The sequence below is a fragment of the Marinobacter salicampi genome (assembly GCF_011074795.1).
GTDB classification, from domain to species: domain Bacteria; phylum Pseudomonadota; class Gammaproteobacteria; order Pseudomonadales; family Oleiphilaceae; genus Marinobacter; species Marinobacter salicampi.
On sequence record NZ_JAAMPF010000018.1, the window covers coordinates 463,149 to 484,176 of the forward strand.

Here is a 21,028-nt window from a genome sequence, read left to right on the forward strand (position 1 = left end):
AGGTAGTAAGTTCAACTTTATGACCGGGTTCTCGCGGGACCCCGAAAATCCTTCGTAAGAGACTGGATCAAGTTAGCGTCGATGTGCCTAAGATGTATTGGCGCCAGATACGCCTTTCTGGCCTCGCTACGGCCAGTTCTGACTCGCCGGTTTTGCGACTGATCTTGTATGTTGTCTATAAATCAGTATAGAGATGAAGGTGTTATCCGTTGTAGATTTTTGTAACGCGCCCGTTGTGGAGGGGTATCCCCTTGTCTGGCACAATGCACGGTCAGTATTTTTTGTAACATTCGCCAGCCATCCGGGGTAGCCAGGGCTTGAGTCAACAGGAATCGCGTTTTTTATTGCCAGCGGATGCAGCCTGGCTTGCGCTCGAGCGCGCCAACAACCCCATGACCATGACTGTATTGATGCGGGTGGAGGAGCTGACTACCGAGCGCCTGTGGCAGTTCCTTGAGACCTACTGGCTGGCCTGGGAGCGATTCACATGCATGCCGGTCAGGAATACCTCAGGCTGGTGGTGGGAGCCGGATCCCACCTTCGAACTTTATCATCACATCCAGGTCGAGCCCGCGGCCCTGAATGAGGCCCAGTTCAAAGACTGGGTCTCTGCCCGCCTGAACCAGCCACTGCCAGACTACCGGCCACGCTGGAAGTTCTGGTTTCTGCCGAACGCGGTCGGCGGACCGGCACTGGTTTTGCGACTTCATCACTGTTATGCCGACGGTCTCTCCCTGATGGGAGTCTTTGACCGCATCTGCACCCGCTCGCCGCAACAGCCCCCAGTGCTCTATGGCGCACGGGAACGTACAGACCCGGCCCGTTGGCGCGAAGCTGCCGAGTCTTGGCTTGCCGCTCTGCACGAGGATGTCAAGGTCAGCGGTGACGTTGGCAATCTCGAAGATACTGATGACCCTGCCCGTCTGGGCAACGGATCAGTAAAGGATCGGGTACAGAGGCTGGCCCACACGGGCCTCAAGGCGGCCAATGAAACAAGCCAGTTTCTGGTTGAGCCTGAAGATAACAGGACCCACCTAAAAGCCGGCCTGCTGGGGCGTCGGGTTTGCCGCTGGTCTGCTGTTGTGCCGCTGTCAGACTTTCGCGAGGTTGCCCATCGCACGGGATGTACCATCAACGATGTGCTTCTGGCCTGTGTTACTGGTGCTCTGAGGCGATGCCTCGAAGATCAGGACACTGAACTGGATGAGCTTGTCCTGCACGCTGCCGTACCGGTGGATATTCGCAGGCAGTTGCCGGAGGGCATACAACCGACGCCGGGCATGCTGGGCAATTATTTTGGCACCGTGTTCGTGCCTTTGCCGGTGGATGGCGCCAGCCCTCTGGAACGGCTTTACCGGGTCAAGCATGAAACCCGGCGCCTCAAGAAGAGCTGGCAGCCAGCCATTGCCTGGGGGCTGACCGGAGCGGCCGGCTTTTTGCCTGCCGCCTGGTGTGAACCACTGACGGATCTTTTCTGCAGAAAGGCCAGCGCTGTGGTATCCAATGTGCCAGGAACCGCCGAGCCCCGCTATCTCGCTGGCTGCCGCATCACCGAGCAGATGTTCTGGGTGCCCCAGGCCGGTGATATCGGGCTGGGCATCAGTATCGTAAGCTATGCCGGACAGGTCCAGTTCGGAGTCGTGGCAGATGAAGCCGTCATGCCGGACCCGGACCCCTTCCTTTGTCACTGTGTCGAGGCCCTGACACAGTTCTCCTCCTAAGCTTTCAGTATCAATCAGAGCCTACAAGCCCTTTTTGCCGTCCTGGTCTTAATCCCAAAGTGTCGTTTCCATGGCCTCCTAAATACGCAGTGAACCTGCTCCCTAGGCGCATTCCCCCCGTTCCCTGCTTGCCGGATCATAAAGGCTGGACCAGATGCAGCGGTCCCGTGGGAGGGCACGTGAACCAGACCTTCCCCACTAACGCTTTTAAACATTCGGGGGAATTATGAATAACAATAAATTCAGGTTGCCGGGACTTGCCCTTGCGCTTTCTGCCCTGTCGGTGGTCGGATCCCAGGCCCATGCAGCGGTGGAGGTGTACAACAGCGAAGGTACGTCGTTTACGGTGGACGGCTATTTCAACGCCTTCTATATCAACCGCGACGACAAGGTGAGCGACCTCACCAGCTCAGACGTCAAGATGGGGTTTCTGCCCAACTACATCGGGTTCAATTTCAGCAAGGAAATGGGTGAGCTGACCATCGGTGGCCGTTCCTCCTTCTGGGCAACCATCAACGATTCCCTCGGCGAAGGCCAGGGCTCGGCCACTGACACCCAGATCGATGTGCGTCAGTTCTACGCTACAGTCGACGGCGACTTCGGCCAGGTCCTCATTGGCAAGGATTTCGGTCTTTACTCCCGCTCCAACATCTTCCTGGACGAGATCCTGATGGGCTTTGGCTCGCCCGGGCTGGCCGGTGGTGTATCATTCGGCAACATCAGGGCCGGCTACGAATATCCCACACCGTCCGCCCAGATCACCTACCGCACGCCCGATATGGGCGGATTCAAGCTGGCTGTGGGCATCTTCGAGCCGGCCAACACCACCGGCCCGGGTTCCGAGCAATCGTCGCCGCGCTTCGAGGCCGAGGCTCTGTATAGCGCTGACCTGGGGGGCGTAACCCTCACCGGTTGGGTGAACGGCCGTTCCCAGGAATCCGAAAGTGCCACCGAAAGTGTCGACTCCACCGCCATCGGGTATGGCCTGAAAGCGGCTGTGGCCGGATTGAGCCTGTCGGCTTCAGGTTACACCTCCGATGGCAACAACCCGGTGTTGATCGTCAATGCGCCGGCCGTGGAGGAAGAGTCTGATGGTTACCTGGTGCAGGGCTCCTACACCCTGGGCGCCAACCGGCTGGTCCTGTCCTACGGCGAGACCGACGCCCTTGATACCGGCGACTTTGAGTCCGAGAGCACATCGGTTGCGGTTTTTCATGACGTCAATAGCAACTTCAAGCTGGTCGCTGAGTACAACATGTACGAGGAAACCAACAGCGCCGATGCCAAAACCGTCGATGCAGATACCATTGCGCTGGGCGCGGTGGTGACTTTCTGAGGGTACTGCAGAGGTCATCAGAACCGTCAGATCCATCAGCATAGGCGCCAGGGCCGGTCCATCCACGGGCCGGCCTTAGCACTAAAGTGCTGTTTCATGCCTGTGCCTGATGTGGTTCCGAACAGGTTTCGATAAGGGAGGCTTGGCTATCAATGGCTTATGTCCGTTTCGGCGCCCCGATCAAAAGCACTGAAGTCGCATTGGCCCAGCGCCCAGAAGTCGTAGAATCTAATCGACACCCTTCCTTTCCGGAGCCGGAGTTGAAAAAGCCTGCGACCCTTTTCCCTGCTGTACGTGTAGCGAGCTCGGATGTCCGTGACCCCACGCTGGCAGCCACCAATCTCGCCAGCCAACTGAACCACGAACATCTCGGCTCCGTGCTGTTTTTCTGCTCGGCAGAATACGATCTCGGGCGTCTTGCCATTGCTCTCGACCACGTGTTTTCCGGCGTTGATGTCAGCGGCTGCACATCGGCCGGTGAAATCACCCCCAACGGCTATGGTCGTGGCTGTATCACCGCCATAGGCTTTGACCGACGCTATTTCTCGGTCGGCTGTGGGCTGATCAGCGAACTGGAAAGTTTCAGTCTGCAGGATGCCCAGGATCTGATCGAGGAACTGCTGGTCACCTGCCGGAACTCGCGCCTTGCCCCGGTCAAGGGCAACACCTTCGCCATTACCCTGCTTGACGGGCTGTCCAGCCGCGAAGAGCTGGTATTGGCAACTCTGAACTCCGCCCTAGGCACCATCCCCCATTTCGGGGGATCAGCGGGGGACGACGAACGCCTGGCCAATACCCATGTGTTTCACAAGGGGCGCTTTCACGACCGGGCGGCAACGGTGCTGCTGGTTAATACCTCGCTGGATTTCCGCGTTTTCTCCACACACCACATGGTCGAGCTGAGCGACAAACTTGTCGTCACCGCCGCCGACAGCGACAGCCGCACGGTCTACGAACTTAACGCCGAGCCCGCTGCTGATGCCTATGCTCGGGTCGCGGGCGTGGGTGTCGATGAGCTTGACCGTACCATCTTTGCGCTTCGCCCTATGGCGGTACGCATAGGTCATCACTATTTCCTTCGCTCGGTTCAGAGAGTGAATGCCGACAAGAGCCTCACATTTTACTGTGCGGTCGAGACCGGCATCGTAATGACCGCCATGCGGCCGGGACCGCTTCTGGAAAACCTGCGGCGACAGCTGGAAGAGGCCGAAGCTGCGGTAGGGCCACCGCTGGTCACGATTGGCTGTGACTGTTTTCTGCGCCGGCGGGAGGCCGAACTGACGGGTATAGCCGAAGAAACCTCGGACTTCCTGAAGGCTCACAAGGTCATCGGCTTCAATACCTACGGCGAGCAGTTCGAGGGCATGCACATCAACCAAACGTTCACGGGGGTGGTCATTGGTCAGCCTGATGCCGGTTCCGAGTGAGGCTGGTGAGCCGAGCGACCCCAGAGATCAGAGGATTGCAGAGCTTGAGGGCGAGAACAGTCGCCTGCGCCGGATACGCGATGCCCTCATTACCCGGGTAGAATCCAGCACATCCCACAAGCCTGAACCCTATTCCGCTTTCGAGCATTCGGTCATTCTGGCGGAGCAGGTCCGTGAGCGCACCGAAGCCCTGAACGTGGCCATGGATGATCTCAAAGCCAGCAACAAGGCCCTGAGCCGAGCCCGGGTTGAGGCCGAAACCACTCGCCAGCGCCTGAGTGATGCCATCGAGAGCATTGCTGATGGCTTTGTACTGTTTGACCATCAGCACCGCCTTATCCAGGCCAACAGCCGTTTTCGCAGTTACTGGCGGGGCGCGGGCGTCGACATTCTGCCCGGCACTTCAGTGGCAGAGGTAAAAACGCTGGCAATGACCTCGGGACTGATCGTCGAGGAACATACTGATCCGGATTCAGAGGGGACGGTCTATCTGCTTTCGAACCAGCGCTGGGTTCAGATGACCGAAAGGTCCACCCGCGAAGGCGGACTGGTGGTGCTCTATTCGGACATTACTGACGTCAAGAACAGCGAGATGGCACGCCGTGAGGAGGCCCTGGCGGAAAAAAGCCGCCTCCTCCAGGCCACCGTGGACAACCTGTCCCAGGGGGTGGTGCTGGTTAACCGGGCGGGCTACCCGGAGGTCTGGAATCACCGGTTCCTAAGCCTGATCGGCCTGGCTGCCCATCAGGTTTCAGGACTGATTCCCTTTGACGACCTGATGGCGTCCTCCGAGGTGCCATTGCTCACGCCGGCAACAAGGGTGCAGGGTGGCGATCGCGCCCTGGATGAAGTACACCGGCGGGTGGATGGCACGGTTATTGAGATCAAGACCCATCTGATGCCTGACGGTGGTTTTGTCAATACCTACACGGATATCACCGAGCGCTACCGTTACGCCGAAACGCTTAAAGAAAGCGAGCGCTGGATCCGGGTGGTCACCGACCACGTGCCCGCCCTGATTGCCTACGTGGGCGCGGACCTCAGCGTCCAGTTCTGCAACAAAGTCTATGAAGCCTGGTACAGCACGGACCGGGCGCCCCTGCTGGGCCGGACCCTGGCGCAGATTCACTCGGAGGAGCTCTATCAGCGCCTGCTACCCCATGTGCGGGAAGCCCTGTCTGGCCAGAGCGTCACCTTTGAGTTTGAGGAATCCAACAGCCGTGGCGAGCAGCGCTACATGCTGCGTTCCTATGTACCCAACCTCGATAGCTACGGCGTCGTCGTCGGCTTCTTTGTGATGATTCGCGACATCACCGACCGCCGGCGTACCGCGTTGGCCCTGCAGCAGGCGTACGACAACCTTGAGCGCCGGGTCAAGGAGCGCACGTCCGCGCTGACCGGGCTCAACAACCAGCTCCGCCAGGAAATCAACGAGCGGGCCGCGGTCGAGTCGCGACTGCGGGACGCCAAGCTGGAGGCAGAGCGGGCGAATCTGTCGAAGACAAAATTCCTGGCGGCGGTCAGCCACGACCTGCTACAGCCTCTGAATGCGGCCCGGCTGTTCACCAGTGCCCTGCTGGAACATTCCTTCGGCCCGCGGGCGGAGGGGCTTGTAAGGTCGGTGAGCACCTCCCTTGACGATGTTGAGAACCTGCTGGGCACCCTGGTGGATATTTCCAAGCTGGACGCCGGTGTGATCAAGCCGGATGTCACCGCGTTTGACCTGCGCGACCTGCTCAACAACATTGCCCGTGAATTCCGCCAGATGGCCACGGCCGAAGGGCTGGAGCTGGCTTTCGTGCCGTCGTCGGCGGTGGTCCGGTCGGACTCGCAACTGCTGGCGCGTATTCTCCGTAACTTTCTGACCAACGCCATCCGTTACACCGGCAGTGGCCGGATTCTGCTGGGGTGTCGGCGCCGGGGCGACGCCCTGCTGTTGCAGGTATGGGACACCGGGCCGGGTATCCCTGGCGACAAGCTGACGGAGATATTCCAGGAATTCAAACGCATACGGCCGGCGGGGTCACCACCGGACAAAGGTCTGGGTCTGGGTCTGGCGATCGTCGACAAGATCGCCCGGATGCTGGAGCATCGGGTAACGGTGTCGTCAGAAGAAGGCAGGGGCTCGGTGTTCAGTGTGGAAGTTCCGCTGGGCAAGCTTGAACCCAGAAAACCCCAGGCTGAGCGGATGCTTCAGGGTAGTACCGGTGATCTTGAGGGGGCACTGGTCTGGGTTGTGGATAACGACCTGGCCATTTGCCAGGGCATGGCGACGCTTCTGGAGGGTTGGGGCTGTCAGGTGCTTACGGCGGTATCGCTGGAGGACCTGAGTGCCAAAGTGGATCTAACCGGTGCTGACGTGGACGTGATCCTGGCGGACTATCACCTGGACAATGATGAAAACGGGGTCGATGTGGTGACGGAGGTCAACCGCTTGCGCACCACGCCGGTGCCTGTGCTGATGATTACCGCCAACTACAGCAACGACCTGAAGCAGCACATCCGTAACCGGGGTTATCTGCTGATGAACAAGCCGGTCAAACCTCTAAAGCTGCGCAGTGCCATGAACCACCTGCTGCAGGGACGTTAGCCCGGCGAATAATGGCCTTCGGATCGGCGAAACTACTTAATTTTCAGATCAACGTTTCAGGTACTGGCTGAAATCCACGTCGCTGGCGGACAGTATGGCCTGTACCCTGTTATGCACGTTCAGCTTGCGCAGAATGGCAGAGACGTGGGCTTTGACCGTGGTTTCGGCAATGTTGAGGTTGTAGGCGATCTGCTTGTTCGACTCGCCCTTGGACATGCGCTCCAGGACCAGCAGCTGGCGGCGGGTGAGGGAGCCCAGCAGTTCGGGCGATACCGGGTTGTCGTCCTGGCGGTGACGACGCTGGGGTTCTCTACCGGTACGGATAATGTCAGAGGGCAGGTACACGTTGCCATTGAGTATGTGCTGGATGGCTTCGGTCATCTGTGCCCGGGGCGAAGATTTGGTGATAAAACCGATGGCGCCGTAGGTAATCGCCTGCAGAACTATCTGCTTGTCTTCCTCCGCAGAGACAATGACCACCGGAATCGTCGGTGCTTCATTGCGCAGGGAAATGAGTCCGTTCAGGCCATGCATTCCCGGCATGTTCAGGTCGAGCAGGATCAGGTCCAGGTCCTCATGCTCGCGGGTCAGGGCCAGGGCGCTGTCCAGGTCTGCTGTTTCAATGACCTCGCTGCCGGCAAAGCCCGAAGCAATGACACTGGTGATGGCTTCCCGAAACAGGGGGTGGTCATCAGCAACCAGAATCTTGTACACCGGCTCCATGGGCTTGTTCACCTGATCATCAGCTTCGGATTTGGCGGCGGGAGTGGCGTCTGCGCTATCGGTTTTTGAAGCCGGCGGGTTTGCTTGAGTGATCAGCATGGATCAGGCCTCAGTCTTGGTGGCGAGCAGCTAAACATCGCGGAGCCTTAGCTTATTATTATGATGGTGTCATTACACGTTAAGTCTCATGCCAGGTGAATGCGACGATCGCATAAAAGAAGAGGCACTAAAGTACTATTCTTGGGCCCTTCCAGGTTCGCGTCACTGCATCATTTTGCCTCGGATGCTTTCCATAGACAGCTTCCTTGCCCTGGCCCTCGCACGGCCCGAACGAGGTGATGCCGCCACACTCAGGCAGCGCCTCCCGTTGACAGGATCCGGGTACGCTGGGGCCGGAAACCCGCTGTGGCCATGGCTGCCAATACCAGCGTCACCGCTGCGGTGATGCCGAAGGCCTGTCCGTTCCACTCCAGATACAGCGAAAAGCGGATAGCCTCCACCGCGTGGGTGAAGGGATTGAACTGACAGATCCAGTACAACCAGGGACTGGCCTCCTGCATTTTCCAGAGCGGGTACAGCGCCGAGGAGAGGAAGAACATGGGGAAGATGACGAAGTTCATGACCCCCGCGAAGTTTTCCAGCTGCTTGACCCAGGTGGCAATCAGAAGCCCCAGGGCACCGAGCATCAAGGACGCCAGTAGCAGTGCCGGCAACACTGCAAGATACCCCCAGGCCGGCGGTTCCACATCCATCAGCCGGGCCACCAGCAGAAACACATAGACCTGCCCGATCGACACCACCCCCATGGACAGCAGTTTGGTCACCAGCAGAAACGGCCGGGGCAAAGGACTCATCAGCAGCACCCGCATGCTGCCCAGTTCCCGGTCGTACACCATGGACAGCGCCCCCTGCATACTGTTGAACAGCACGATCATGCCGCACAGTCCCGGGGCGATGTAGGTCTCGTAGGTGATATAGGTCTGGTATGGGGGAATGATGGACACCCCCAGTACCGCCCGAAAGCCGGCGGCAAATACCACCAGCCACAGCAGCGGGCGCACCAGGGCACTGAAGAAGCGGGTGCGCTGTTGCCAGAACCGCAGCCACTCCCGGGCCTGAATGCCAACAAAGCAGTGCCAGTAATGGGCGGGCTTCATGTTTGTCCGGCTCCGGTCAGGGCATGGAAGGTTTCCGCCAGTCCGGGCTGGCCCTCGGCTTCGCAGATGTCGTGCCCCGCGCCGTCGGCCAGCAGCTTTCCTTCATGCAGTATCAGGACCCGGTCCTCCGGCTGCACCTCTTCGATCAGATGGGTGGCCCAGAGTACGGTCAGGTTGTCCTGTTCGCACAGGGTTCGTACGTGGCGATTGAGGCCGGCCCGGCTGGCTACATCGAGGCCAACGGTTGGTTCGTCCAGTAGCAGCAGTTTCGGCTGGTGCATCAGGGCCCGGGCAATTTCCACCCGTCGGCGGTGGCCTCCGTTGAGCAGCCGCACCGGGTCATTGGCGCGATCGGTCAGGGTAAATCGCTCCAGTTCCTGGTCGCTCCGCATGCGGGCCTGCTTGCGGGACATACCGTGGAGGGCAGCATGATAGAACAGGTTCTGGCGTACGGTCAGGTCGAGGTCCAGGGCATTCTGCTGGAACACCACCCCGATCTGTCGCATGGCATCGGCCGGTTGCCTGCGTAGGGACCGGCCCTCCATTAACAGCTCGCCCGTCTGCAGTGCCAGCAGCCGGGTCATCAGGCCAAATAGGGTGGACTTGCCAGCGCCGTTGGGGCCGAGCAGGGCGTGGAAACGACCGGAGGTCAGCGTGAAGCTGACCTCCCGTAGGACCGGTGTTCTGCCATACTGGAAACTGATCTGGCGGGCTTCAATGGTCATGAAGTGGGGTCAATAACCACACCCCAGGGGTAGCGGCCCACTTTTATGGACTTGATCACCTTCAGTTCCTCCACATCAATGACTGAGACATCACCGGAAACGCCATTAGTGGTATAGAGAAACTTCTCGTCCTTGTCCAGAGCCAGCTGCCAGACCCTGGCCCCTACCAACAGGTACTCCAGCACTTCATAGGTTTGCGTATCCACCACCGCCACGTGGTTGGAGGGGCCGAGGGCCACGAAGGCATGCTTGCCATCAGACGTGAGCTGGATGCCGACCGGCTGTACCCGGTCCTGGGGTACACCCTTGATCTGGAAGTCGATCTGCTTGATCTCCTCAATGGTATCCACATCGAAGATGTGCACGGTGCCGCCGATCTCGGCCGAGGCCCAGGCAATCTTGCTGTCTTTGGTGAACTCCACGTGACGGGGGCGCTGGCCGACCACGGTGTTCTTCTCGATCTCGAAGGTTTCGGTGTTGATCCAGTGCAGCATGCTGGAGGTTTCACTGGTGTTCACCGCCCATTTGCCGTCCGGGCTGACCGCCATGCCTTCCGGTTCCACGCCGACATCGATCTGGGCCAGCACGTCCTTGGTTTGTACATCCACCACCGTCACGATGGCATCGTCTTCATTGGCGATATACAGGTGTCGGTTGTTGGGGTGCAGGGCAAATTGCTCCGGGTCTTCGCCGGAGGGCAGGGTATCAATGATCTTGCGGGTGGCCAGGTCCATTACCTGGACGGTGTCGTCGTCGCTGGCGCAGATATACAGTTTGGTATGGTCCTTGGACAGCAGGATACCCCTGGGCCGGGCGCCGACCTCAATGGTATCCACCACCTCAAGGGTGTCTGTGTCGATAACGGAGAGGGTGTTGTCTTTCTCGTTGGAGACGTAAGCCAGACCTGCCAGGGCCGGGCTGGACAGGCCAACGGCCGCTGCCAGGGCGGCGATTTTGAAAAGGTTTATCATGGGCAGGGTTCCTTTTTTGTTCTTCAGTCGGTGGGCTAATTGATCCGGCAGTCACTTTCCGGCTTGTCGTAGCCCAGGGTGTCCAGCTCGGACTCCGGATGCAGGAAGCCCTCCAGCGGCGGTGTAGCCACCAGTCCCTGGGGGTGAACCAGAGGGATGGGCTGGCGCAGCTGTCCGTTCCAGGGACGGTAAGTCAGCTTACGACCCTTGAACGCCGCAAGCTGGAAATCCTCGGAAAACAGGTGCTCACGAACGGCCGAATGGCCGGCGTTGCTGAGGGCGGTGACGGCGGTGCCAACGCTGCGAACGGCGGCCCAGGCGGCGTAATCTTCACTGTTCATTTCACGGCCGGCCAGTTCCCGGAAGCGGTTCTGAAGCTGCGCGGCACCCCAGGCCTCAATGACCCGGTGCCAGGCTTCCGGGCCCATGCCCTGGGTGCCCACCACCGGCCGTGGCAGCCAGGTATTGAAGGGCACGTATTCGCCGAAATCACCCCGTACATCGGCGACCACCACGGCGTCGTAATCCCCGGCCTGGGTGAAGGCGGGCAGCTCCTTGGAGGCCGTGCGACGAAGATCCGAATCGAAGGTCCAAGCCTTGTCGGCCATGATCTCCAGGCCGAAACGCTTGCTGGCCCGGCGGAAGGCCTCGGCCCAGGCCTTGTCCTGGTCGGTGGGGCCGGTAATCAGTAAGACCTCTTTCCAGCGGCGCATGGTCAGCCATTGGGCGAGGGCGTCGGTGAGCATGGCGTAGGATGGAATGGTGTGCAGGACGTTGGGCTGACATTCGCTGATCCGCAGGTCGTCGTCAGAGGCACCGGCATTGAACATCAGGGCCTTGTCGCCGGCCTGTTTGGCCATCGCCCTGACGGTGTCCGCCGGAACGCGGGTCACGAACAGTTCAATGCCGGCTTCCAGCATGTCGTCAAGGGCGGCCATGGCAGCGTCCTGATCACTGGCCATGGCGGACTCCAGGCTATAGTTCTGATCCAGGAACCGGCCGGTGGCGTTATTGTCCGCGATGCCCAGTTCAGCGCCCCGCAATCCCGCATCTTCCGGTTCGGGTGTCACATTGGACAGCACCGGGCCCTGGTCGGGCACCCAGTGTATGTAACCGATCTTCACATCCAGAGCTGCAGCTGACATCGGCGTAAGCAGCCAGCCACAGAGGGTTGAAGCAAACAGCAGCCTGCCTTTGAGATCCATAGTGCCGTGCCCTCGCTGCGCTGTTGTTGTTATTCACAGCAGCTTAGAGAAGCGATACGACTGTCGAAATATTCAGAAAGTACGAAACCGACGGTACTAAAGAACTATTCTTCCGCTCCTTCCTCCTGAGCGCCCCGGAACCTACTACCAAGGAACTAGAACGAAGGCGCGAAAGTGGCATTCTGATTGGTGGGGGCAGTTTCTAGACTTGATCGAGGTAGCTGGCGCAGCACCTACAACAAACGGCCAGCGTACGGGGACTCAAACAGAGGTACGTCAAGATGTCAGTTTCTTTCTCACTCAAGGCCCTGGTTGCGGCCAGCCTCCTATCGATCGCGGGTTTTGCCATGTCACACGGCGACGTCACGCCCCAGGAAGTGGACACGGGAGAACTGCCTGATCTTGGCAAGGACGCGCTGATGGTCAATCCCTTCCGCGAAGGCAACGAGCACGGTGACAACTACGCTGAGGCCATCAACGTTGGCAAGAGCGGCTACGCCGGTAACTGCGCCGTCTGCCACGGCATTGAAGCCATGTCTGGCGGGCTGACGCCGGACCTGCGAGAGCTCACGGAATGGGACGATGAATATTTCATAGGTCGCGTCATGAATGGTACCGAGCGCGGTATGCCGTCATTCAGGGAAAATCTGGACCAGACTGCCATCTGGGCCATCAAGACCTACATCGAATCGGTTTCGCCACCGCAATGATCAAGTGCACTTCGCCTGTTGACGGCAGCTTTTTTCGAGAGGTGATTTGATGAAGTTAACCTATGTCTTGGCCTGGCCTTTATTCGTGCTTCTGTCGTGTTTTGCAGGGCTGGTCCAGTCTCAGGAGACCCGTTCCCTGATTCCGGACCGGACCCTGGATATTGTGCAGGAGTCCGGCTACCTGAACGTCGGTATGTACAAGGATTTTCCGCCCTATTCCTACGAGGAGGAGGGCGAGGCCAAAGGCGTGGATGCCGATCTGGGCCGCCGTATTGCCGAAGGGCTGGGTGTGGAGTTTCGCCCCTACTGGATTATCCCCGATGAAAACCTGGGCGATGACCTGCGCAACCACATCTGGAAGGGGCATTACCTGGCGAAAACCCGCATAGCGGACATCATGACGCGGGTACCCTACGACAGCACGTTCAAATACATGCGGGATTCCACCGGCGAGATGATCAACGAACAGGTGGTGTTCGTCGGTCCCTACCAGCAGGAGCGGTGGCAGATCGCCTTCGACACGAACCGGCTGGATGGGGTGGAAACCGTTGCCGTGTTCCAGTACCACCCCATTGGCGTGGAGGTCGATACGCTTCCTGCCACTTATCTCACGTCTGCTTTCGGGGGGCGGCTGCGGAACCAGGTTCATCATTACCCCAACATCGTTCAAGCATTCCAGGCTATGGGCCAGGGTGAGGTTGCGGGCGTTATGGGTATGCGAGCGGAAATTGAGCACCAGTTGGAGACCCACGCCGGTAGCGGATTTTCCAAGGCCGGAAATGGTTTCCCCGGCATGACCAAGCAGGTGTGGGACGTCGGCGTTGCCGTTCGTCATACCCACCGAGCCCTGAGTTATGCGGTTGAGGCGATTGTCGACGGCATGGTCCGGTCCGGAGAAATGGCCGAGCTGTACGCCGGCCACGGCCTATCCTACAGCCGTCCGGGATACTATGACGAAATCCTGGGCCCTGAAGAGAGTGCGGAATAGCCTGTCCTGATACATCTGACCAAGCCCGCCAATGTGCGGGCTTCTTTGTATCGGTCGTACTACCAAGTGATGAGAAAACCTGTTCGGGCGATTAATTGTTGCGTTGGCGCCCGAAGCCAAGAATGTGTGGCAGGAGCGGGAAGAGTTCCCGGTTCACTGCACACACTGACAACGAGAGATTCTGGAGAGCGCAACCATGAGAACGAATCCGTTCGGTAAACAGTTTGCCGCCAGTGCACTGGCGCTGGCTGTATCCCTGGGGGCCCACGCGGTCACCGACGAAGACATCATGAACGACCATAATACCGTTGAGGATATTGTCAGCTACGGTATGGGTGTTCAGGGCCAGCGGTTCAGTCCGATGACAGACCTGAACCCGGATAATATCCGGTATCTGCAGCCGGCATGGGCGTTCTCTTTTGGTGGCGAAAAGCAGCGGGGCCAGGAATCCCAACCCATGATCAAGGATGGCGTTATGTACGTAACGGCCTCCTACTCTCGTATTTATGCTGTTGATGCACGTACCGGCGAGGAGATTTGGCAGTACGATGCCCGCCTGCCAGACGGCATCATGCCCTGCTGTGATGTGGTAAATCGCGGCGCGGCCCTGTACGGAGACAAGGTTATTTTCGGGACCCTGGACGCCAAGCTGGTAGCCCTGAACAAAGATACTGGCAAACCCGTCTGGATCAAGACAGTAGCTGATTATCAGGCCGGCTATTCCATGACGGCAGCGCCCCTTATTGTCAACGGCAGGCTGATCACCGGCGTATCCGGCGGTGAGTTTGGCATCGTAGGTACCGTGGAAGCCCGGGATCCGCACACCGGTGATCTGCTGTGGACCCGTCCGACCGTGGAAGGGCACATGGGGTACGTCTACCGGGGCGGTGAGAAGATAGAGAATGGTATCTCCGGCGGCGAGGCCGGCAAGACCTGGCCTGGTGATATGTGGAAGACGGGTGGCGCTGCGACCTGGCTGGGCGGCACCTACGACCCGGACACCGACTCGATATTCTTCGGAACCGGTAACCCGGCACCCTGGAACTCCCACCTGCGCCCGGGTGACAATCTGTTTTCGGCTTCACGCCTGGCGATCGACCCGAAAGACGGCAGCATCAAGTGGCACTTCCAGACCACGCCCAATGACGGCTGGGACTATGACGGCGTCAATGAGCTCATTTCCTTTGATTACGAAGAAAACGGTAAAACCGTCAAGGCGGCTGCAACGGCGGATCGTAACGGGTTCTTTTACGTTCTGAACCGCGAGGATGGCAAGTTCATTCGTGGCTTCCCGTTCGTGGACAAGATCACCTGGGCCAAAGGCCTGAATGAGGACGGCAGCCCCATTTACAACACGGAGAATGGCCGTCCGGGTAACCCGGCAGATGGAGCCGAAGGAAAAGGTGAAACGGTGGTGGCTTTCCCGGCATTCCTCGGCGGCAAGAACTGGATGCCCATGGCCTACAGCCAGGACACCGGCCTGTTCTACGTGCCTTCCAATGAGTGGTCGATGGACATCTGGAACGAGCCGGTATCCTACAAAAAAGGGGCGGCTTATCTGGGGGCTGGCTTTACCATCAAACCGGCTAATGACGACTTCATCGGCGTGCTGCGCGCCATGGATCCGAAAACCGGAGAGGAGGTCTGGCGTTACAACAATCCGGCTCCGCTCTGGGGCGGCGTCCTTGCCACCGCAGGCAACCTGGTCTTTACGGGTACGCCGGAAGGCTACCTGAAAGCATTTGACGCCAAGACCGGCGAGGAGCTCTACAAGTTCAATACCGGTACCGGTGTTGTGGGTACGCCCGTGACCTGGGAAATGGACGGTGAGCAGTACGTGTCCATTTCCACTGGCTGGGGCGGTGCGGTACCTCTCTGGGGGGGTGAAGTGGCCAAGGTGGTCAAGGACTTCAACCAGGGTGGTACCGTCTGGACCTTCAAATTGCCGAAAGACCGGGTAGCGGCCCGTTAGTACCTGAATGAGCCTGACGAAGGCCGCCCAAGGGCGGCCTTTTTTATGATGATGTCCCGTCCTGGAATTGCCTTTTCACAACCTGGCGATCCATCTAATACCAAATAATGAGTTTTACTCACCGAAGGGATCATTTCGAAGATGGCTTTCGGGGTCTACAGTTAACCGGTGAGCAAGAAAACGGCGTGTACTGCGTCAAACAGAACAAGAGGCCAATAACATGATCTACGCAAATCCCGGCAAGGAAGGCTCAGTCGTTTCCTTCAAGACCCGTTATGAGAACTACATCGGCGGTGAGTGGGTTGCCCCCGTCAAAGGTCAGTATTTCGACAACATCACTCCGGTGACCGGCAATGTCATCTGTGAAATTCCGCGCTCCAGCGCGGAAGACGTGGATCTGGCCCTTGATGCCGCACATAAGGCAGCACCCGCCTGGGGCAAGACATCAACCACGGAGCGCTCAAACATCCTGCTCAGGATTGCCGATCGGATCGAGCAGAATATCGAGATGCTGGCGGTTGCGGAAACCTGGGATAACGGCAAGGCGGTCCGTGAAACCATCAACGCCGATATTCCTCTGGCGGTGGACCACTTCCGTTACTTCGCAGGCTGTATCCGTGCCCAGGAAGACACCTCCAGTGCCATCGACAACAACACCGTTGCCTATCATTACCACGAGCCCCTGGGTGTTGTCGGCCAGATCATCCCCTGGAACTTCCCCGTCCTGATGGCAGTATGGAAACTGGCCCCCTGCCTGGCCGCTGGTAACTGCACCGTGATGAAGCCGGCGGAGCAGACGCCCGCAAGTATTCTGGTGCTGATGGAGCTGATCGGTGACCTGTTGCCCCCGGGCGTGGTCAATATTGTTAATGGCTACGGCGTCGAAGCCGGCCAGGCGCTGGCTACCAGCAAGCGCATCGCCAAGATTGCCTTCACCGGCTCGACTCCGGTGGGCTCGTACATTCTCAAGTGTGCCGCCGAGAACATCATTCCGTCGACGGTGGAGCTGGGTGGCAAGTCGCCGAACATCTACTTTTCGGATGTCATGAAGGCCGAGCCGGAATTCATCAGCAAGTGTGTGGAAGGGCTGGTGCTGGCGTTCTTCAACCAGGGTGAAGTCTGTACCTGTCCGTCCCGGGCCCTGGTGCAGGAAGACATGTATGACGAGTTCATGGCCATGGTTATCGAGCGCACCAAGTCGATTACCCGGGGTAACCCCCTCGACACCGACGTTCAGGTGGGGGCTCAGGCCAGCAAGGAGCAGTTCGACAAGATCATGTCCTACCTGGAAATAGGCCGGCAGGAAGGCGCCGAAGTGCTGACCGGTGGCGGTCGTGAGGAGATGAGCGGCGAGTATGCCAACGGCTTCTACATCCAGCCGACCCTGCTCAAGGGCAAGAACGACATGCGCACCTTCCAGGAGGAAATCTTCGGTCCGGTCGTGGGTGTGACAACCTTCAAGGACGAAGCCGAGGCACTGGCGATCGCCAACGATACCGAATTTGGCCTGGGCGCCGGGCTCTGGACACGCGATATCAACAGGGCCTACCGCATGGGCCGCGCTATCCAGGCCGGACGGGTCTGGACCAACTGCTATCACCATTACCCGGCCCATGCCGCGTTTGGTGGCTACAAGAAGTCCGGTGTCGGTCGTGAGAATCACAAGATGGCTCTTGACCATTACCAGCAGACCAAGAACATGCTGGTGAGCTACGACATCAACCCGCTGGGCTTCTTCTAGGTCCGCAGGTTCGTCGGTCCTGTTGTTAAGGTCCTTGTGTGTTACAGCTATTGTTATAGGTGGTTCCGGCCCTCGGGCCGGCTGGTAGGTAAGCTGAAAGAGGCGCCAGGTGCGCTTGATGACCCGCTTCGGCGGGGCTTCAGCAGGGGGTGTCATGCATCCTGCCTGAAGGGTTGGGTCTTCCTGCCATTTTCGGCCCTCTTCGAGGGCCGTTTTTTTTGGTTCGCACGAACGATTTTGGCCTGAACCGGTCCAAGGCCTTGGAAGCAGTGCCGTAACTGGGTACTCTCGATATAGGCAGGGAGGAATGGTCGGAACAAAATGCCGGGCCCGGTGACGGGCACCTGAAGCTCTGATGGAGTCCGGAAGGCCTCCAAAATTTGTTCCAAAGTACCATGTAGCCGCAGTAGAACTGCCTCTAGTATGGGTTGTACGTTACCAGTTCGTTGGTAACGACAGAGTCTTTGCACCAGAAGAGTCTTACACCAGAGAGGAGAGCATTATGTGGACCAAACCAGCGTATGAAGATCTGCGGATCGGTTTCGAAGTCACCATGTACTTCGCCAACCGCTGAAACCGACGGCCAGCGCCTCAAGGGACTGCTGGCCGTTTTCGTTCCGGAGACACTCCATGCAAATTCACGTACTGGGCTCTGCCGCTGGCGGAGGTTTTCCCCAATGGAATTGCAATTGCGCCAACTGTGACGCCATGCGCCGGGGGGCGATCAATGCTCGTCCGCGCACTCAGTCCTCCATTGCCATCAGTGAAGATGGTGAAAACTGGATCCTGTGCAATGCGTCCCCTGACATACGTGCCCAGCTGGCCTCGTTCGACCCCATGCAGCCGGGCAGGCAGATCCGTGATACCGGTATCAGTGACATTATCCTGATGGATAGCCAGGTGGATCACACCACCGGTTTACTGTCTCTGCGCGAAGGCTGTCCCCTTGACGTCTGGTGCACGGCCCAGGTCCACGAGGACCTCAGCACCGGGTTTCCGCTTTTCCCCATGCTTGAACACTGGAACGGAGGCCTTAGGTGGCGGGAGCTGCCCTGTTCCGATGAGCAGAGTTTCACCATTGCCTGCGCACCCTCCCTGAAGCTGACGGCGATACCCCTTCTGAGTAATGCGCCGCCATACTCCCCAAGAAGAGACAGGACCCACCCAGGCGATAATGTCGGTCTTTTTATTGAAGACACACGCACGGGTAACCGGGTTCTGTATGCCCCGGGTCTGGGCCAGCCGGACGAGAATATCCGCAGCTGGCTGGGCCGGGCAGATGTACTGCTTGTAGACGGCACCGTCTGGGACGACGACGAGATGATGCGCCGGGGTGTTGGCACCAAGACCGGCCAGCAGATGGGGCACCTGGCCCAGAACGGTCCCGGTGGCATGATCGAGCTGCTGGACAGTCTGCCCGCCCGACACAAGGTTCTGATTCACATCAACAATACCAACCCGATTCTGGATGAGGATTCTGAGGAGCGCGCGATCCTGGCTGAGCATGGCATCGACGTCGCCTGGGACGGTATGCATTTCGACCTGTCGGAGGCCCGATGACGCCCGCAGCGCCAATGAATCAGGTGGAGTTCGAGCAGGCTCTCAGGGCCAAGGGCGAGTTCTACCACATCCACCACCCCTACCATAAGGCGATGTATGGCGGCCAATGCACCCGGCAGCAGATACAGGGCTGGGTTGCCAACCGTTATTACTACCAGATCAGCATTCCGCGCAAGGATGCCGCCATCATGGCCAACTGTCCGGATGCGTCTGTCCGCAGGCTCTGGCTTCAGCGGGTGCTGGACCACGACGGCGACAATGACGATGAGGGCGGCATCGAGGCCTGGCTCGCCCTTGCCGAAGCGGTGGGGCTGAGTCGGGAAGAGGTCATCGACCAGCGTCATGTGTTGCCGGGGGTCCGGTTTGCCGTTGATGCCTACGTCAACTTTGCCCGCCGTGCCAGCTGGCAGGAAGCGGCCTGCTCTTCCCTGACTGAACTGTTTGCGCCCGAGATACACCAGTCACGGCTGGACAGCTGGCCCCAGCACTACCCGTGGATCGACAGCCACGGTTATACCTATTTCCGCAAGCGGCTTTCCGAGGCCCGGCGGGACGTGGAACATGGCCTCAGCATTACCCTGGCCGAGTTTCAGACAGTCCCCGAGCAGACCCGTGCCCTTGAGATCCTGCAGTTCAAACTGGATATTCTATGGTCTATGTTGGATGCCCTGACTATGGCGTATGTGCACCAGACGCCGCCGTACCACACCGTCACCGATCAACAGGTGTATCACCGGGGGCTGGAGCTGTGATGGACCAGGTGCCCCGCCTGCGCCCGGGCTTCCGCTTCCAGTGGGAGCCGGTCCAGAAGGCCCACGTGCTGCTTTACCCGGAGGGCATGGTGAAGCTCAATGACAGTGCGGCCGCGATCCTGTCCGAAATCGATGGTGAGCGGACGGTGTCAGCAATCGTCGCACGCCTGGAAGAGCGTTTTCCCGATGCCGGCGCCCTTGACGGGGACGTACAGGAGTTCCTGGAAGATGCCCGCCAGCAGCACTGGATTACGATGCTATGACTCAGGCTTCAGACACCACCATGACCGCCGACCGGCCCATTCCGGGACCACCGCTGTGGCTGCTGGCGGAGGTTACCTACCGGTGCCCGCTGCAGTGCCCCTATTGCTCCAACCCCCTGGACTTCGCCGACAGCCAGAACGAACTCAGTACTGAGGAATGGGTCAGTGTCCTGCGCCAGGGCCGGGCCCTGGGTGCGGCGCAGCTGGGCTTTTCCGGTGGTGAGCCCCTGGTTCGGCCGGACCTGCCGGAACTGATTTCCGAGGCCCGGCACCTGGGTTATTACACCAACCTCATTACCTCTGGTATTGGCCTCAACGAAACCAAGGTTGAGGCCTTCCGGGACGCCGGGCTGGATCATATCCAGGTCAGCTTCCAGGCCTCCGACCCGGAGCTCAACAACGCCGTTGCCGGTTCCCGCAAAGCTTTCGAGCAGAAGCTTGCCATGGCCCGGGCCGTAAAGGCGGCGGGCTACCCCATGGTGCTGAATTTCGTTATCCATCGACATAACATTCATCAGATGAATGACATCATCGCGCTCTGCGATCAGCTCGGGGCGGACTATGTTGAACTGGCCACCTGCCAGTACTACGGCTGGGCTTTCCACAATCGGGAGGGACTGATGCCATCGGCGAGCCAGCTGGAAGCCGCCGAGCGTGAGGTGAACCTCTATCGCCAGCGCCTTGCCGACGCCGGTTCGGCCATGAAGCTGATCTTTGTGACACCGGATTACTACGAGGAGCGCCCCAAGGCCTGCATGAACGGCTGGGGCAGCCTGTTCCTGACCGTAGCGCCGGACGGCACAGCGCTGCCTTGCCACAGCGCCCGCATTCTGCCCATCGAGTTCCCCAATACCCGGGAGATGTCGCTCAAGTCCATCTGGTATGACAGCCCCGGATTCAACCACTACCGGGGCGACAGCTGGATGCCTGAGCCCTGCCGCTCCTGTGACGAGAAGGGCAAGGACTTCGGTGGCTGCCGATGCCAGGCCTACCTGCTGACCGGCAATGCTGATAACGCCGACCCGGTCTGCGACAAGTCCGTTCACCACGACCGCATACTGGCAGCCCGGCGAGCAGCGGACCACGCCACCGCAGGCCTGGAAGACCTCAGCTACAGGAACGTTCGCAACTCCCGTCTTTTTTTCCGGGGTTAACGGCATCTCCCCCCTGACGCCAGAACAGGCCGC

The 21,028-nt window shown here is 59.3% G+C and carries 18 protein-coding genes; 13 read left to right on the top strand and 5 right to left on the bottom strand.

Going from position 1 to position 21,028, the window contains the following annotated elements; genetic code table 11:
* Positions 1-344 precede the first annotated feature (344 nt).
* From G7W63_RS11190 to G7W63_RS11205, 4 genes are all read left to right on the top strand, one after another.
* Positions 345-1,721, top strand: a complete 1,377-nt coding sequence (locus tag G7W63_RS11190; RefSeq protein WP_341273682.1) for a wax ester/triacylglycerol synthase family O-acyltransferase — start codon at positions 345-347, stop codon at positions 1,719-1,721.
* A 226-nt stretch (positions 1,722-1,947) separates the two neighbouring features.
* Positions 1,948-3,057 carry a porin gene (locus tag G7W63_RS11195; RefSeq protein WP_166257533.1) on the top strand — a complete coding sequence of 370 codons (1,110 nt, stop codon included), beginning with the start codon at positions 1,948-1,950 and terminating at the stop codon, positions 3,055-3,057.
* 152 nt (positions 3,058-3,209) lie between these two features.
* On the top strand, positions 3,210-4,484 hold the full coding sequence (gene nosP / locus G7W63_RS11200) for a nitric oxide-sensing protein NosP (RefSeq protein WP_166257536.1): 1,275 nt from the start codon (positions 3,210-3,212) through the stop codon (positions 4,482-4,484).
* Positions 4,468-7,074, top strand: coding sequence for a hybrid sensor histidine kinase/response regulator (locus G7W63_RS11205; protein ID WP_166257539.1), 2,607 nt, complete (start codon positions 4,468-4,470; stop codon positions 7,072-7,074). Before nosP ends, G7W63_RS11205 begins: the two co-directional genes overlap by 17 nt.
* A gap of 48 nt (positions 7,075-7,122) precedes the next feature.
* On the opposite strand, the gene G7W63_RS11210 is transcribed toward G7W63_RS11205, so the two are convergent.
* The 5 genes from G7W63_RS11210 to G7W63_RS11230 all read right to left on the bottom strand — a co-directional run bounded on the left by G7W63_RS11210 (position 7,123) and on the right by G7W63_RS11230 (position 11,855).
* Positions 7,123-7,788 carry a response regulator gene (locus G7W63_RS11210; protein ID WP_166258357.1) on the bottom strand — a complete coding sequence of 222 codons (666 nt, stop codon included), beginning with the start codon at positions 7,786-7,788 and terminating at the stop codon, positions 7,123-7,125.
* 359 nt (positions 7,789-8,147) lie between these two features.
* On the bottom strand, positions 8,148-8,954 hold the full coding sequence (locus tag G7W63_RS11215) for an ABC transporter permease (protein ID WP_166257542.1): 807 nt from the start codon (positions 8,952-8,954) through the stop codon (positions 8,148-8,150).
* Positions 8,951-9,679 (bottom strand): ABC transporter ATP-binding protein, encoded by a 729-nt coding sequence (locus tag G7W63_RS11220; RefSeq protein WP_166257545.1) that lies wholly within the window; start codon positions 9,677-9,679, stop codon positions 8,951-8,953. Before G7W63_RS11220 ends, G7W63_RS11215 begins: the two co-directional genes overlap by 4 nt.
* Complete coding sequence (locus G7W63_RS11225) at positions 9,676-10,650, bottom strand: YVTN family beta-propeller repeat protein (RefSeq protein WP_166257548.1); 975 nt, start codon at positions 10,648-10,650, stop codon at positions 9,676-9,678. Before G7W63_RS11225 ends, G7W63_RS11220 begins: the two co-directional genes overlap by 4 nt.
* 35 nt (positions 10,651-10,685) lie before the next feature.
* Positions 10,686-11,855 carry an ABC transporter substrate-binding protein gene (locus tag G7W63_RS11230; protein ID WP_166257551.1) on the bottom strand — a complete coding sequence of 390 codons (1,170 nt, stop codon included), beginning with the start codon at positions 11,853-11,855 and terminating at the stop codon, positions 10,686-10,688.
* A gap of 281 nt (positions 11,856-12,136) precedes the next feature.
* Here G7W63_RS11230 and pedF point away from each other — a divergent pair, with 281 nt between their 5' ends.
* From pedF to pqqE, 9 genes are all read left to right on the top strand, one after another.
* Complete coding sequence (pedF, locus tag G7W63_RS11235) at positions 12,137-12,565, top strand: cytochrome c-550 PedF (RefSeq protein WP_166257554.1); 429 nt, start codon at positions 12,137-12,139, stop codon at positions 12,563-12,565.
* Between the two features lie 49 nt (positions 12,566-12,614).
* Complete coding sequence (locus G7W63_RS11240; RefSeq protein ID WP_166257557.1) at positions 12,615-13,553, top strand: substrate-binding periplasmic protein; 939 nt, start codon at positions 12,615-12,617, stop codon at positions 13,551-13,553.
* Between the two features lie 196 nt (positions 13,554-13,749).
* Complete coding sequence (locus G7W63_RS11245; RefSeq protein WP_166257560.1) at positions 13,750-15,525, top strand: methanol/ethanol family PQQ-dependent dehydrogenase; 1,776 nt, start codon at positions 13,750-13,752, stop codon at positions 15,523-15,525.
* Between the two features lie 220 nt (positions 15,526-15,745).
* A complete protein-coding gene (gene exaC, locus G7W63_RS11250) occupies positions 15,746-17,266 on the top strand; it encodes an acetaldehyde dehydrogenase ExaC (RefSeq protein WP_166257563.1) in 1,521 nt (506 codons plus the stop codon).
* A gap of 502 nt (positions 17,267-17,768) precedes the next feature.
* The gene (gene pqqA, locus G7W63_RS11255) at positions 17,769-17,840 is read left to right on the top strand and encodes a pyrroloquinoline quinone precursor peptide PqqA (protein ID WP_007153157.1); all 72 of its coding nucleotides are present in this window, start codon (positions 17,769-17,771) and stop codon (positions 17,838-17,840) included.
* Positions 17,841-17,896: 56 nt separating this feature from the next.
* Entirely contained in the window at positions 17,897-18,826 is a 930-nt protein-coding gene (gene pqqB, locus G7W63_RS11260; protein ID WP_166257566.1) for a pyrroloquinoline quinone biosynthesis protein PqqB, read from the top strand.
* The gene (gene pqqC, locus G7W63_RS11265; protein ID WP_166257569.1) at positions 18,823-19,578 is read left to right on the top strand and encodes a pyrroloquinoline-quinone synthase PqqC; all 756 of its coding nucleotides are present in this window, start codon (positions 18,823-18,825) and stop codon (positions 19,576-19,578) included. The genes pqqB and pqqC overlap by 4 nt, the downstream gene beginning before the upstream one ends.
* Positions 19,578-19,841: a pyrroloquinoline quinone biosynthesis peptide chaperone PqqD gene (pqqD, locus tag G7W63_RS11270; protein WP_166257571.1), complete on the top strand. Its 264-nt coding sequence runs from the start codon at positions 19,578-19,580 to the stop codon at positions 19,839-19,841. The genes pqqC and pqqD overlap by 1 nt, the downstream gene beginning before the upstream one ends.
* The gene (gene pqqE, locus G7W63_RS11275) at positions 19,838-20,995 is read left to right on the top strand and encodes a pyrroloquinoline quinone biosynthesis protein PqqE (RefSeq protein ID WP_242634391.1); all 1,158 of its coding nucleotides are present in this window, start codon (positions 19,838-19,840) and stop codon (positions 20,993-20,995) included. Before pqqD ends, pqqE begins: the two co-directional genes overlap by 4 nt.
* Positions 20,996-21,028: the final 33 nt, after the last annotated feature.